We start from the raw sequence: 13,302 nt of genomic DNA, 5'->3' as shown, positions 1-13,302 counted from the left end.
TTGCAACTTATATAGATGCAACGAAGAAGTTTAACATATCCTTGACGGAAAAGCGGTTGGCCTCTTTTCGACTGTCGGAGGAAAGCCACAGGCTTCTCTGTCACGCCAAGGCGTGACGGAGGACCGAACAACCGCCTGCTTCACAGACCCATATATGGGTCTTTAAGCGGCGTTGTTCGGTCGCCCGACAGTCGATCAAATACTGGGTAAAAGTTGCAAATGGTAAAGCTTCAAATTGCATCTATATAGAGATCCATCCGCTGTTCCTGAAAAAACGGGTGTACAAACATATTTTCCATTGCATATAGTTTGGCTTGTTGCGCATCCTAATAGAATAAAGAGGAACAGACCGAGGTGTTTGTATGCCGGTTCTTTTATCCGTCGGCACAGCAAGGATGCCGTATACAGCCTCCCAAAACGAGGTGAAGCAGCATGTCGCCAGGCTGTTCGCCGGTCGAATGGCGCGTGCGGAGCGGCTGCTGCAGGCGTTTGACAACAGCGGCATTCATACGCGCACGTTTGTCCAACCGCTTGCCTGGTACAGCGCGCCGCGCGGTTTCGGTGAAAAAAATCGGGTGTACATCGACCGTGCCGTCCGCTACAGCCGAGAGGCGGTCAATGACTGTTTGCGCAAGGCTTCGTCCGGCCCTGTTTTGCATGAGGAGATCGATGCGCTGTTTTACATCTCAACGACAGGGCTGTCGACGCCGAGCATCGAGCGCGGCTGATGAACGTATTGCCGTTCTCCCCTCATGCCGTAAGAGTGCCGATTTGGGGGCTCGGTTGTGCGGGAGGGGCGGCTGGGCTCGCCCGGGCAGCCGACTATTGCCGGGCGTTTCCGAATGCCAAGCGCTTGTGATCGCCGTTGAGTTTTGCAGTTTGACGTTTCAACTCAATGATTGGTCCAAAAGCAATGTGATCGGTACGTCGCTTTTTTCCGACGGCGTGGCGTGCTTGCTTGTGGCCGGCGACGGAGCGGTGCCGACAGCTGGCGCGCCGCGTGTCATCGCCGCCCGCTCGGTGCTCATGCCCGGCTCGGAAGACGTGATGGGCTGGGATGTTCGTGACGAAGGTTTGTTTGTCATCTTTTCAAAAGACATTCCGGCGATTGTTCGCTCTTGGCTGCGCCCGCAAGTCGAGTCGTTTTTGCAGGAACATGGGTTAGGACTTGGGGATCTTCATTATTTCATCGCCCACCCGGGCGGGAGGAAAGTCATTGAAGCGTACGAGGAGGCGTTCGGATTCGGTCCGGAACAGACAAAAGCCGCTAGAGACGTGCTCGCCCGCTACGGCAACATGTCGTCGGCCACCGTGTATTTTGTGCTCGAACAGATGATGCGGCAGCCGCTTTCGCCCGGGCACGGCCTGCTTATCGCTCTCGGCCCGGGCTTTAGTGCGGAAATGGTGCTGCTTCAATGGGGGGGATGATCGTGCGGTTTTGGTTCGTGTTTTTGGCGGTTGCCGGCATGCGCGTCATTGAGCTTCGGCTTGCAAAACGGAACGAACAGTATGTGAAAGCGCTCGGGGCGCGGGAGTTCGGCGCTCGCCATTACCCGTTGATCGTATTGATGCATGTCGGTTTCTTTTTGTCGTTGGCTGTTGAGGCGCTTCGAAAAGGCGCGCGCCCGTCGCGCCGCTGGCCGCTTTTGTTTCCGCTTTTTCTTGTCGTGCAAGGGCTGCGCGTATGGACAATTGGGTCGCTCGGCCGTTTTTGGAATACGAAAATTTTGATCGTGCCAAACGGCCAAGTAGTGAAAAAAGGGCCGTACCGATGGCTTCGCCACCCGAACTATGTGGTTGTCGCCTTAGAGATCGCGCTGTTGCCGCTTTTGTTTCAAGCGCCGATCACCGCGCTTGTCTTTTCGCTTTTGAACGCATTTTTGCTGTCGATTCGCATCGCGGTTGAGGAAAGAGCGCTGGCGGCGCTCACCGACTACCGGGAGGCGTTTCGGGAGCGGCCGCGTTTTTTGCCCCGGTTAAGGGGGGAGGTTGCCATCCGCAAGATGCGGCAAGCTGAAAGCAGCGGACAAATGAAAAACAGCCCTTGAGCCGTCTATGATGGCATCTGTTCGCCGTTCGCCTGCGGGCGGCGGCAGGGCGTTGCCTCTTTCTCTATGTCATCCTGTCGGGTTACGGCGGGATTTTTCTTTTTTTTCTATTGGGAAACGGGGCGAAATGCAGTAAAATGAATGTAAATGACATTGACGGAAACAAAGGGGTTTTGGTCATGGGGCATATTGCGATTGAGCGGCCGTCATTGCGGCTGTGGCTTTCGAAAATGATCGACATGCACGATCAGCTTCAGTCCGCGGATGACCAGGAGCATGCGGACAAAGTGAAGCAGCTCATCGAAAAAGCGGCATCCGGTGAGCTCATTGTCGCATTTTGCGGCCATTTTTCCGCCGGCAAATCGAGTTTGATCAACGCGTTGCTCGGCGAGCCGATGCTGCCGTCCAGCCCGATTCCGACGAGCGCCAATCTCGTCAAAGTGAAAGCCGGTCCGGACTATGTGCGCGTCTTTTTCCACCGCGATGAGCCGGTCGAGTATGAACCGCCGTACGACCCGGACTTGATTCGCGCCCAATGCCGGGACGGGGAGACGATCGAATGGATTGAAATCAGCCGAACGACGGACGCCATCCCGCCGGGGGTTGCGATCCTCGATACGCCGGGCATCGATTCGACCGATGACGCCCACCGGCTGGCGACGGAGTCAGCGCTTCATTTGGCGGATGTCGTCTTTTACGTCATGGATTATAACCATGTGCAGGCGGAATTAAACTTCCAATTTACAAAACAATTAACAGATGAAGGAAAGACCGTTTATTTGATCATCAACCAAATCGATAAACATCGCGACGACGAGCTGCCGTTCGCTGAATTTCGCGCCTCGCCGCCGAGGCGTTCCGGCGTTGGGGGGTTGAGGCGGCCCGTTTGTTTTTCTTGTCGCTGAAAGACCCGTCACATCCGCACAACGAATGGCATGAGCTTGTCGCTTGTTTGCGCCGGTTGTTTGCCGACAAGGAGGAATGGCTCGTCCGCGGCGCCGAGTCGGCGTTAAAACGGATCGCCGACGGCCATCTTGAGCATCTCCGCGCGCGGCACGAGCCGCTTGAGCAAAAGATTGAGGCGCGCCTCGAGGCGCTTGGCGGCGCCGATGACGAGGCGGCTGCCATCGCGGAGCTCGATCGCCTTGAGGCGGAGCTTGCCGATTGGCAAACAGCGCCGTCGCGGGCGGAGGAGGCGTTCCGTTCGGAGCTTGAGCGCGTGCTGCAAAACGCGTACGTGATGCCGTTTGAGACGAGGGAGCGGGCTGAGGCGTACTTGCAGGCGATGCAACCGAATTTCAAAGTGGGCTTGTTGTTCGCGAAGACAAAAACGGAGCAAGAGCGCAAGCGGCGGCTTGAGGCGTTTTATGAAAGCGTCAAAGCGCAAGCGGCGGCGCAAATCGAATGGCACGTCCGCCAGCTCCTTGTTCAGTTTGGGAAAGAATGGCATGCTGATGACGATTGGTTCAGCGAGTGCCAGCAATGGACGGCGGAGTGGGATGAGACGATGCTTGCCGGCCTCGTCAAACAAGGGGCGGAATCAAGCGGCGCCGCGCTATTAAATTATACGGATGAGGTGGCGGCGGCGCTGAAAAAACGCTACCGCGACTCGGCGCTCGCCTTGTTTGCCGAACTGAAGGAACAAATCGCCAAACGGGCGGCCGCCCAAACAGAAACATTGAACGGACAGCTTTCGGCGGCGCGCGAAAAAGTGGAGCTCGCCGCCCGCCTCGCCCGCCTCAGAGCCGAGCGGGACGAGCGCCGGCGTGCGTTCGAGCAGCTGATCGCTGCTCCATGCGAGTCTGCATCGCTTGATGAAAACCGTCTCGCCGCGTTGACGGCGCCGCCGGTCTTCCGGAAAGCGCGTCATGCCGAGGCGGCAAAACCGCAAGCAGCATCCAAGCCAGCGGAAACAAGCCGTCTTTCCGTCAAAGAGCAAGCGCTCGGTCAGGAAGCGGCCGGCCTCGGAGTGAGCGAAAGAGCGGACGAAGCTCGGACGCTTTCAAGCGGCGGAAAACAGCGGAGCGAAGAGGCGGCCGATCGGCTTGAGGAGGCGGCGGCTTGGCTTGAACGGTCCGAAATGCTTGGCCGCTTCGCTGGACCGTTGCGCGACAAGGCGCGTCGGCTTCGCGAGCGATCGTTTACCGTCGCCTTGTTTGGCGCCTTCAGCGCCGGCAAATCGTCGCTGGCGAACGCCTTGCTCGGCGCCCCGCTTCTGCCATCGTCGCCCAACCCGACAACCGCCGCCATCAGCAAAATCGCCCCGCCTGATCACAAGCATCCGCACGGCACGGCGGTGGTCAAGGTGAAAAGCGAACCGAAAATTTGGGCGGATGTGCAATCGTCGCTTCGGCAGTGCGGCCATGAGGCGGATACATGGGATGAAGCGCTCCGCCTTTGCGCCCGCCTGGCCGAATCGGGAGCCGAACATCCGGCGCAAAAGCCGCATGTGGCTTTTTTGGCAGCTGCCGCGGCCGGCTATGAGCGGATGAACGGTCGATTCGGGGAGATCGTCTCCATCGGTTGGGAAGAACTCGAGACGTATGTCGCTGACGAAGCGGTGTCATGTTTCTTAGATGAGGTCGTGTTGTACGCCGACTGTCCGCTCACCCGCCAAGGGGTGACGCTTGTGGATACTCCGGGGGTGGATTCACTTAACGCCCGCCATACGGGAGTGGCGTTTCATTACATGAAGCATGCTGATGCGTTGTTGTTTGTGACGTATTATAACCATGCGTTCTCGAAAGCAGACCGCGAGTTTTTGCTTCAGCTTGGGCGCGTGAAAGACACGTTTGCGCTTGATAAAATGTTTTTCGTCATCAATGCGGCTGATTTGGCCCAGTCGAAAGAGGAGCTTGAGGCCGTCATTTCCTATATGAACGGAGAGCTGGCGCGCTTTGGCATCCGCTTTCCGCGCCTTTATGCGCTCTCAAGCCGCTTGGCGCTGGCGGAAAAAACGGGGGCCGAGCCCGGTCCGCGCGGCGTCTTGGCGGACTCCGGCTTGTCTGCCTTTGAAACCGACTTCTTCCGCTTCTTAACGGAAGAACTGGCGGAAGTTGCCGTCGAGAGCGCATATGCCGAGCTTGAGCGGGCGCGGCGGACGGCAGAGGAATTCGCGCGCGCCGCCGGGCAAAGCGAAGCGGAAAAAGCGGGGAAACGGCAGGCGCTTGAGGCGGTGAAAACGAAGATGCACGCCGTGCTTGCTGGCATTGATGATGCCTACGGCCGGCAGGCGCTTCGCCAAGAAGTCGACGAATTGCTCTATTACGTCAAGCAGCGCGTCTTTTTCCGCCTCAACGATGTGTTTAAGGAGGCGTTCAACCCGGCGGTGCTCCGCGACGACCAAGGCCCGGCGCGTCGGGCGCTTGAGCGTTGCCTCGACGAGTTGCTCGCATCGGTTGGCTTTGATTTGGCCCAAGAGTTGCGGGCGACGAGCTTGCGTGTTGAGTCGTTTTTGCACAAACAGCTGGCCGAGCAGTTCTCGCGCCTATTCCATGAGCTTCGTCGTTTCGATGATGCGCTCGCGCTCACGCCGCCTGAGCCGTTTGCCTTTTCGGCGCCGGAGTTTGCCAACGCCCTTGGGGATGTAGACCGGGTGCGGTTTACCAAGGCGCTTTCGCTGTATAAAAACGCCAAATCATTTTTTGAGCGCGACGAAAAGCGGCGGATGAAAGAGGAAATTGAGGCAGCGCTTGTCGAGCCGATCGACGCCTATTTGGCTGAGCAAAAAGAGCGGCTTGTGGCGACGTACGCAGAACAATACAAGGCTGCCGTCGCCGCACTTTCGGCCGCTCTCGCGGAACAAGTCGACAGCTATATGGAGGGCTTGCTTGCCGTGCTCTCCGCAACGGCGGATCATGAGGCGCTCGCCCGCATCGAAGCGGCGCTTCGCGGCCTTCTTTCGGGCCGCGGCGGGGAGGCGCGTTGATGAACCGGTTTCACGCTTGCGCTACATGCATCCACTACCGTATAGAAAAGCGAGCCGACGGGCTGTACACGTATTGCCGCCGGCTCGGCTATGCGACGAAACCGAACTATCGGTTCAACTGTTGGACGCCGAAACCGAACGTCCGGCGTTTGATGGAAAAAGAAGCAGGAAAGGACGAGGACCATTGAGCGAAGTGCATCACGCGATCACTGCCCATGTGCAAAAACAGCATACCATCTTGAAGCAATTTGCTATGCTCGACGCCGAGCGCGAGCGGCTCATCGACGAAGCGGTCGAGCGGTGCCGCCGCGGCGAGCCGTTTACGGTTGATGGGATCAATGAAGTGACGAAGCGGATGAACGAACTGGCCAAAAGCGGCCTCGTGCCGGCGCGCCGGTGCGTGACGCCGGAGATGGTGCGCGAGTACGTGAGCCGGCTTGAAGGGAAAGAGCGGTCGTGACGATGGCGAGCGCTGGCTGAGCGTGTCGGCGCCGCCGGCGTCCTGTTGATGATTGGCTGCTTTCCGTTCCGATCAAGAAACAACGTTTGGCGTCAGCAAAAACAAAAAGGGGGAGGACATATGGCGTCGCTTGTTTCCCATGAATGGCTCCTTCGCCATTTGCACGACGAAAACACGCGCATTCTTGATTGTCGGTTTTGGCTTGGCGATCCTGCGAAAGGAGCGGCCGTTTACCAGGAAGATCATATTCCCGGTGCCGTGTATATGGACTTGGAACGCGACTTGTCGGGCCCAGTCGGAGAGCACGGCGGCCGCCACCCGCTTCCGTCGGCCGAGCAAGCGGCGGACGTGTTTGGCCGGGTCGGCATCGATGAAACGGTGACCGTTGTCGCTTACGACGACCAAGACGGGGCGATGGCGGCGCGTTGCTGGTGGTTGCTTCGCTATTTCGGCCATGCCCACGCATACGTATTGGACGGCAATTATCGTGAATGGAAGAAGAAAGGGCATCCGGTGACGAACGTCGTCCCTGCTGTGGCGTCCCGCCCGTTTCGGCCGCGTCCGGATCGGTCATGGCTGGCGACGGTTGAGGATGTGCGCGCCGCCGTCCGCGATCGCTCGGCTGTGCTCATTGATTCGCGTGAATGGAAGCGATATGCCGGCCTGGAAGAACCGATCGACCGCCGAGCCGGCCGCATCCCAGGAGCGGTGCACCGGTTTTGGAAAGACGGAATGACGGAAGGCGGCTACTGGAAAAGCGCTGTCGAGCAGGCGGCTCGGTTTGCCGATTTTGACCGTGGGCAGCCGTTGATCGTTTACTGTGGTTCCGGCGTCACCGCCTGCCCGAACGTGTTGGCGCTCCACGAAGCTGGTTATCACAACGTTCGGCTGTACGTCGGCAGTTTCAGCGACTGGATTTCCTATCCGGACAACCCGATTGAAACGGGTGACCCGTCATCCGATGCTTAGTTTTCTCCGATTCGGGCTGAAACATCATTCGACGCCTCAGTGTTGTCGGATGGAACCGTTGTTTCCTTTTCGTTTTCTTTTTTCGGTCCGCATGAGGTCGAAGCGTTGTTGATTTTCAACGATTTTCACCTAGTGTTTGTTTCGCTTTTCTTCCATTGTTTCGGCCGTCGGTTGAAGCCGCTGTATGCATAGTTTTTTGGCCGCCGGCGGATACTATAGGTGAACCGACGGAAGCAGAGGAGGAGACGCATGGGCCGGACAAAGCTTGGTAATGCCAATGCCCAACGAAACAACAACGCCAAAAAGAAAAACGGCTTCAATGAATGGACGAGCGAGTTTGCTTCGTACGCCGAGGTGGAAGCCGAGAAACTGAAAAACGACCATAAAAACATCCGTTAATGACGAGGCTCGCCCCTCGTTTTTTCGTCCTTAGACGTCAACGTTGGCAAACACAAACGTATGTGCTATAATGATGGGCAGAGCGGCGGAGGGCGCTGGATGGAAGAAAGGGCGCCGGCCGGCAGGGAGGGAAATGCGTGCGGAAATGGTTCGTCGTCCTATTGTTTTTGGCCGTTGCCGGCTATGGTCTTTGGAATGCGATGGCTGCCGGGAACGAACAGGAAACAGACGAAATAGAAAGCGGCCCGGGCATCGGCCAGACGGCCCCTGATTTGACGCTGCCGACGCTTGGCGGCAAAGCCGTCCGGCTGTCTGATTTGCGCGGCAAAGCGGTTGTCCTCAACTTTTGGACGTCGTGGTGTCCGCCGTGCAAAAAGGAAATGCCGGAGCTTGAGGCGTTTTACAAGCAGCACGGCCGCGAAGTCATGTTGCTTGCCGTCCATTTGACGACGCAAGATACGCTCGATAATGCGGAGCGATTTGCGAAAGACAAAAAACTGACGTTGCCCGTCGCCTTGGATGTGCGCGGCGAGGCGCTTCACCGATACCGAATCCAGACGATTCCGACGACGTATATCATCGACCCAAACGGCGTCATCCGGCAAAAAATCATCGGCCCGGTGACCGCCGCGCAACTCGAAAAGAAGACAGCGCTCTTTCGTTGACCGAACAGTTTTGACGGAAGGCGCTTTTTTTCATGGTTCATTATTTTTCGAAAAGTTGTCATAATTTTTATCTTTTTTGGGCATGAATAAGATTACAATATATAATGAGGGGAGGTTGATAGCGATGAGACGATCCCGCAAAATGACTCTCCAAGAATTGATCAGCGAGAACAAACGGCAATTGTTGAACGACCGGGAAGCGCTCGAGAAAATCGAGAAAAAGCTGGAAGAGCGGATGCTCAAAAAAGCAGAATAACCCATGCATAGCGGTCCTCCGGGCGGACAGACTAGATGGCGAGGAGGCGAAGACAATGAGCAATCCGAAAGGAAGCCGCAAGCATTTCGTGCCGAACCATATCGGCACACAGCCTCGCGCCGCAGGAGGAAACAAGGGCAAACAAATGCAAGACCAGTCCGGCCAGCACGCCCAAGTCATCCAAACGAAGGGTGAGTAGCTGGAAAATCTTGTAAAGGAGGAAGCCTATATGCCGCGTCCGAAACCGGATGACCGCAGCGACAATGTGGAAAAGTTGCAAGAAATGGTGCAAAACACCATTGAGAACATAGAAAAAGCCGAAGAAACGATGCAGTTTGCGTCGCCGGAGGAGCAGGAGAAGATCCGGGCGAAAAACCGCCGCCGCGAAGAAGCGATCGCGGCCATGCGCGCGGAAATTAAAGACGAAGCCGCTGCACGGGAGCACGGCTACCAGTAAACGAAGCAGCCCTCATGCGGGGGGCGGCTTCGTTTTTTTGTCTACCGCTTGAGCGAGCCGACGGGCGAATGGTAACATAGAAGAGGAGGCCCGGTAAAAAATGGAGGGAGAACGAACGTGAAAGTGGCAGAAAAACAAATTGAAGTGCGTTATGCGGAAACAGACCAAATGGGCGTCGTCTACCACGCGAACTATTTAGTTTGGATGGAAGTCGGGCGCACGGAATTGATCAAACAGCTTGGCTTTCATTATGCTGACATGGAGAAAGAAGGCATCATTTCGCCTGTTGTCGATTTGCAAGTGTCGTACAAAAAGCCGCTTCGTTATGGGGAAACCGCGACTGTCCGCACATGGATTGACGCCTATGACGGCATCCGCGTGACATACGGCTACGAGATTCTCGCCCCGGACGGCGAGGTGGCGGTGACCGGAAAGTCGCAGCACGTTTGCGTCAAGCGCGATACGTTTCGGCCGATCGTGATCCGCAAATATTTTCCTGACTGGCATGAAGCATATGAGCGGGCGAAGCGGTAAAGGGGAGCGGTGCGATGGCGTTTGGCATCCGCCGACATGAGCTCGCGGCATGGAAAGAGAAAGTGAAGCGCGGTGAAATCGCCTTTTTGACCCACTATTGGTACGACGAACGGTTTCCGCATTGCACGACAGTGACGAAAGTCGCTGCGCCGATGTCGAAAAACTCGCCGCTTGGGGGCGGCAGTACGGGCTGAAGGAAGAGTGGATCGACCGGCGCGGTGAGTTTCCGCATTTCGATTTGCTCGGTGAGACGCAAACGCGCATTTTGCAGCAGGAAGGACGGCTGTTTGAACTGGAACGATTCACGAAACGGGGGAAGAAGGAATGATGATCGATTTGGCCGTTGTGAAGGAAATGTCGAAACATACGTTGATCGATACGCTCGGCATCGATATCATCGAGCTTGGCGAAGGGCGCGTCGTCGCGACGATGCCGGTCGACCATCGCACGCATCAGCCGGCCGGGCTGCTGCATGGCGGCGCCTCAGTCGCCTTAGCGGAGACGGTCGCCAGCATCGGCGCGTACGCGCTTGTGGACCCCAACACGGAAAACGTCGTTGGATTGGAAATCAACGCCAATCACGTCCGCGCCGTTCGCCGCGGGACGGTGACGGCGACAGGGACGGTGTTGCACCGCGGCCGGACGACGATGGTGTGGGATGTGCGCATTACGGACGAACAAGGGGAGCTCGTCTGCATCTCCCGCTGCACGATCGCCATTATTCGAAAAAGCTAGCGTCACGGCTAGCTTTTTTCGCTGGTTAATGGAGCAAAAACACCGGTTCGCCGCTTTTTTCGTCCAAATCAACCGTCAAATCGCGGCCGTCAAAATACCATTGGTCGCTGTCTTCGACAAAAAACGTCACGCCGTCAACCGTCGTCTGCGCCGCCGGCTTGTCGACCAGTTCGTCTTTGGCCATGCCAAGCGAAAACCCTTTTTGCACGGTGCTGCACCCGCCGTAGCGGGCAAAAAAGCGGATCGCATCGCCCGGCTTCAGCCCGAGCTCCCGCTTGTACCAATCAAACGCTTTTTTTGTAATCATGATGTTCATGGCTTCCCCTCCTCACTTGTTTATTATAAGTGAATGGACGGCGCCGGTAAAACGATTGTGTGAACATTGGCTGACAATTTGAGGGCGAAACAATTTCCAAAAAATGGATTAACCTAGCCCTGACTGGCTCGAGTAAAATGCCGGCCGACGGCGAACAGTAAAAGCGAGGGGGGTGAAGACGGTGAGCAAGAAGCGGCCGTTTGCGCCAAGCTATGAATCGGATGGGGTGATGGGCGAAAAGAAAGAGCAACGCCCGCGCCGTTCCAACCGTCGGCAAATTGACAAACAAGCGCCTGATTTTTTCAACACGACGCCATCGAGCGAATAAAAAAGCCGAATCGAGCGGGCGATGGTTGAACATCGCGCTGTTTTGTGAATAAAGTAGCCAGTAGGCTGCTTTTTTTTATGGCACCTACTATACAAACGGGCCGGTCCGCGCTATCATTACTTGAGGGACATCTTTTTCGAAAGGAGTGGCGTTTTCGTATATGAGTAGTTCAAGCCCGAACGAACCGGAACCGGAATATAGCGGGGAACGCGGCCTGTTCCTTTTCTTGTCGGCTGCTCATCATACGAAAACGGGCTCCGGACGGAAAGGAAGAGGCGCCGCCTTCCTCGCGTGAAAAGGAGGAAGGATGCCAGATGATGAAAATGTATTTGTCCGATGCCAACGGCAAAATGCGCGAAATCGATCATATTGAAAATGGCTGCTGGATCAATCTCGTTGCCCCGACGGAAGACGAAATTCGCTACATCGCCCACCATTTGGACATTCCGATCGATTCGATCAAAGACGCGTTGGATGACGAGGAGCGGTCGCGCGTCGAAAAGGAAGACAACCATGTGCTCATTATCGTCGACATTCCGATTGTCGCCCATGATGAAGTGGACGGCCCGATTTACGAGACGATTCCGATCGGCATGATCATTACGAACACGTGTTTTATTACGGTTTGTTTGCAGGAGAATCCGATTTTCGAAGAATTCTCCAAAAACAAAATCAAAAACTTTTACACGTTTATGAAGACGCGGTTTGCGTTGCAAATGCTGTACATGATTTCAACGTATTATTTGCGCTATTTGAAGCAAATCAATCGGCGGACGAGCGAAATCGAAAAAGAATTGCACCAATCGATGAAAAACAAGGAGCTGTTTTCGCTTCTCAGCATGGAAAAAAGCTTAGTGTATTTTATGACGTCGCTGAAGGCGAACAACATCGTCATGGAGCGGCTCATGCGCCTCAATTATTTGCGCATGTACGAAGATGACCAGGATTTGCTGCAGGACGTCATTATTGAAAACAAGCAGGCGATTGAAATGGCCGAAGTATACAGCAGCATTTTAAGCGGCATGATGGACGCGTTCGCTTCGGTCATCTCAAACAACTTAAACATTGTGATGAAGTTTTTGACGGCCATTACGATCGTCATTTCGCTGCCGACGATGGTGGCGAGTTTCTACGGCATGAACGTACCGATTCCGTACCAACACTCTCCGTACGCCTTTTTGATCGCGATGGCGCTCGCCGGTTCACTGTCAGCGGCGACGGCGTACATCTTTTGGAAAAAGCGATACTTTTGACGGCCAGGCGCGTTTTGGATGGCCATGCGAACGGCTGCCCTGTCATTGGGGCAGCCGCTTTTGCTTTCGGACGGCCACACCGCCGGAGAGGATGAATTTCATCGCCTCTTCCGGCGAGATGTCGACGACTTCCACTTGCTTTTTCGGGACGAGCAGGGTGAGCCCGGCGACTTGAAACGCCTGCGGGATATAGACGGCGACGTAGTCGGCGAGAGGATCGTGCCAAGCGCCGACATCTTCCATCGACATGAAGCCGAGGCATTTCCAGCCGCTTTCTGGCATTGTAACGAGCACAACTTGCGAAAACGATCGTTTTTCCCCGACGAAGGAAGCGATTGTATCTTTGGTGACGGAATAAACCGTTTTCATCAAGGGAATGCTTTCAAGCAACCGGTCGATCAGTCGAATGAGGCGGCCGCTTACGTATTGCGTCGACAGCCAACCGCAGACGGTAATCAGCGCGACAGTCGCCAATAGGCCTAGGCCGGGAATGTAGCGGCCATCCAAATACGGACGGACGTATTGGCCAAGCAGCCCATCCAAAACGGTGAACACTTTGTAGCACACATAGACGGCGAGTAAAATTGGCACGATCGTCAGCATGCCGTTTAGAAAATGTTTCACGAAAAAACGCATCCCTTTCCCTCCCCGCTATTCATTCTCTACCACCATACCAATTTTTTTGGCTTTATACAACTCTCTATTATATCGAACGTTTTTCGTTATATTCGGCAAGAAAGTTCGTGTTTTTCTTGACGAACTGCCAAATGTTCCGTATACTTTCGAATGGAACATGGGAAATGGGGGATGGATCATGAACAATCATTACGATGTGATCGTGGTCGGCGCCGGGCCGGCCGGCATTTTCACTTGCTACGAACTGACGCTCAAACTCCCTGGAGCGAACGTGCTCTTAATCGATAAAGGGCACGATATCTATATAAGTTGTAATAA

At 55.6% G+C, this 13,302-nt stretch carries 16 protein-coding genes and 3 pseudogenes; 17 read left to right on the top strand and 2 right to left on the bottom strand.

The annotated features are described in order from the left end of the window. The first annotated feature begins 362 nt into the window (after nt 1-362). From I656_RS0114660 to I656_RS13170, 14 genes and pseudogenes are all read left to right on the top strand, one after another. Nucleotides 363-1,428: pseudogene (locus tag I656_RS0114660) on the top strand (type III polyketide synthase). Further along, nucleotides 1,425-2,048 (top strand): isoprenylcysteine carboxyl methyltransferase family protein, encoded by a 624-nt coding sequence (locus I656_RS13135; RefSeq protein ID WP_015374727.1) that lies wholly within the window; start codon nt 1,425-1,427, stop codon nt 2,046-2,048. The pseudogene I656_RS0114660 and the gene I656_RS13135 overlap by 4 nt, the downstream one beginning before the upstream one ends. A 179-nt stretch (nt 2,049-2,227) precedes the next feature. Beyond that, nucleotides 2,228-5,976: pseudogene (locus I656_RS13140) on the top strand (dynamin family protein). Continuing rightward, nucleotides 5,976-6,164 carry a hypothetical protein gene (locus tag I656_RS0114655; protein WP_013145453.1) on the top strand — a complete coding sequence of 63 codons (189 nt, stop codon included), beginning with the start codon at nt 5,976-5,978 and terminating at the stop codon, nt 6,162-6,164. Before I656_RS13140 ends, I656_RS0114655 begins: the two are co-directional and overlap by 1 nt. Beyond that, nucleotides 6,161-6,436 (top strand): YpbS family protein, encoded by a 276-nt coding sequence (locus tag I656_RS0114650; RefSeq protein ID WP_015374729.1) that lies wholly within the window; start codon nt 6,161-6,163, stop codon nt 6,434-6,436. Before I656_RS0114655 ends, I656_RS0114650 begins: the two co-directional genes overlap by 4 nt. A gap of 120 nt (nt 6,437-6,556) precedes the next feature. After that, nucleotides 6,557-7,405: a sulfurtransferase gene (locus I656_RS13145; protein WP_015374730.1), complete on the top strand. Its 849-nt coding sequence runs from the start codon at nt 6,557-6,559 to the stop codon at nt 7,403-7,405. Nucleotides 7,406-7,654: 249 nt separating this feature from the next. After that, nucleotides 7,655-7,804, top strand: coding sequence for a hypothetical protein (locus I656_RS18560; RefSeq protein ID WP_015374731.1), 150 nt, complete (start codon nt 7,655-7,657; stop codon nt 7,802-7,804). Nucleotides 7,805-7,941: 137 nt separating this feature from the next. Continuing rightward, the gene (locus I656_RS13150; protein ID WP_020753890.1) at nt 7,942-8,469 is read left to right on the top strand and encodes a TlpA disulfide reductase family protein; all 528 of its coding nucleotides are present in this window, start codon (nt 7,942-7,944) and stop codon (nt 8,467-8,469) included. A gap of 124 nt (nt 8,470-8,593) precedes the next feature. Further along, nucleotides 8,594-8,725, top strand: coding sequence for an FbpB family small basic protein (locus tag I656_RS17600; RefSeq protein ID WP_011231055.1), 132 nt, complete (start codon nt 8,594-8,596; stop codon nt 8,723-8,725). Nucleotides 8,726-8,780: 55 nt separating this feature from the next. Continuing rightward, a complete protein-coding gene (locus tag I656_RS13155; protein WP_011231056.1) occupies nt 8,781-8,924 on the top strand; it encodes an acid-soluble spore protein N in 144 nt (47 codons plus the stop codon). A 30-nt stretch (nt 8,925-8,954) separates the two neighbouring features. After that, nucleotides 8,955-9,182: a small acid-soluble spore protein Tlp gene (gene tlp / locus I656_RS13160; protein WP_013145449.1), complete on the top strand. Its 228-nt coding sequence runs from the start codon at nt 8,955-8,957 to the stop codon at nt 9,180-9,182. 117 nt (nt 9,183-9,299) lie between these two features. Then, a complete protein-coding gene (locus tag I656_RS13165) occupies nt 9,300-9,716 on the top strand; it encodes a thioesterase family protein (RefSeq protein WP_013145448.1) in 417 nt (138 codons plus the stop codon). Nucleotides 9,717-9,730: 14 nt separating this feature from the next. Beyond that, nucleotides 9,731-10,044 (top strand): annotated as a pseudogene (locus I656_RS0114645) (hypothetical protein). Continuing rightward, nucleotides 10,044-10,451 carry a hotdog fold thioesterase gene (locus I656_RS13170; protein ID WP_033004754.1) on the top strand — a complete coding sequence of 136 codons (408 nt, stop codon included), beginning with the start codon at nt 10,044-10,046 and terminating at the stop codon, nt 10,449-10,451. Before I656_RS0114645 ends, I656_RS13170 begins: the two are co-directional and overlap by 1 nt. 25 nt (nt 10,452-10,476) lie before the next feature. Here the strand turns inward: I656_RS13170 and I656_RS13175 are convergent, their stop codons facing one another. Next, a complete protein-coding gene (locus I656_RS13175; protein WP_015374734.1) occupies nt 10,477-10,767 on the bottom strand; it encodes a HesB/YadR/YfhF family protein in 291 nt (96 codons plus the stop codon). A 181-nt stretch (nt 10,768-10,948) separates the two neighbouring features. On the opposite strand from I656_RS13175, the gene I656_RS18555 reads away from it, so the two are divergent. Then, nucleotides 10,949-11,095 (top strand): hypothetical protein, encoded by a 147-nt coding sequence (locus tag I656_RS18555; protein WP_011231062.1) that lies wholly within the window; start codon nt 10,949-10,951, stop codon nt 11,093-11,095. Nucleotides 11,096-11,409: 314 nt separating this feature from the next. Continuing rightward, on the top strand, nt 11,410-12,348 hold the full coding sequence (locus tag I656_RS13180; protein WP_014195699.1) for a magnesium transporter CorA family protein: 939 nt from the start codon (nt 11,410-11,412) through the stop codon (nt 12,346-12,348). 42 nt (nt 12,349-12,390) lie between these two features. Here I656_RS13180 and I656_RS13185 read toward each other — a convergent pair whose 3' ends face one another. Further along, entirely contained in the window at nt 12,391-12,984 is a 594-nt protein-coding gene (locus I656_RS13185) for a DUF502 domain-containing protein (RefSeq protein WP_020753885.1), read from the bottom strand. A 157-nt stretch (nt 12,985-13,141) separates the two neighbouring features. Between I656_RS13185 and I656_RS17595 the strand changes: the two genes are divergently transcribed. Beyond that, on the top strand, nt 13,142-13,302 hold a 161-nt coding region (locus tag I656_RS17595; protein WP_235048590.1), incomplete at its 3' end, for an NAD(P)-binding protein.

Source organism: Geobacillus sp. WSUCF1 (assembly GCF_000422025.1).
GTDB classification, from domain to species: domain Bacteria; phylum Bacillota; class Bacilli; order Bacillales; family Anoxybacillaceae; genus Geobacillus; species Geobacillus zalihae.
Note: the sequence above shows the minus strand (reverse complement) of the source record. Positions and strands in the feature narration are given on the sequence as shown.

Coding starts and splice junctions, on each gene's coding strand:
- I656_RS13135 (WP_015374727.1), top strand. CDS start 1,425: ATGATCGTGCGGTTTTGGTTCGTGTTTTTGGCGGTTGCCGGCATGCGC.
- tlp (WP_013145449.1), top strand. CDS start 8,955: ATGCCGCGTCCGAAACCGGATGACCGCAGCGACAATGTGGAAAAGTTG.
- I656_RS13185 (WP_020753885.1), bottom strand. CDS start 12,984: ATGCGTTTTTTCGTGAAACATTTTCTAAACGGCATGCTGACGATCGTG.
- I656_RS13170 (WP_033004754.1), top strand. CDS start 10,044: ATGATCGATTTGGCCGTTGTGAAGGAAATGTCGAAACATACGTTGATC.
- I656_RS18560 (WP_015374731.1), top strand. CDS start 7,655: ATGGGCCGGACAAAGCTTGGTAATGCCAATGCCCAACGAAACAACAAC.
- I656_RS13155 (WP_011231056.1), top strand. CDS start 8,781: ATGAGCAATCCGAAAGGAAGCCGCAAGCATTTCGTGCCGAACCATATC.
- I656_RS13180 (WP_014195699.1), top strand. CDS start 11,410: ATGATGAAAATGTATTTGTCCGATGCCAACGGCAAAATGCGCGAAATC.
- I656_RS0114655 (WP_013145453.1), top strand. CDS start 5,976: ATGAACCGGTTTCACGCTTGCGCTACATGCATCCACTACCGTATAGAA.
- I656_RS13145 (WP_015374730.1), top strand. CDS start 6,557: ATGGCGTCGCTTGTTTCCCATGAATGGCTCCTTCGCCATTTGCACGAC.
- I656_RS17600 (WP_011231055.1), top strand. CDS start 8,594: ATGAGACGATCCCGCAAAATGACTCTCCAAGAATTGATCAGCGAGAAC.
- I656_RS13175 (WP_015374734.1), bottom strand. CDS start 10,767: ATGAACATCATGATTACAAAAAAAGCGTTTGATTGGTACAAGCGGGAG.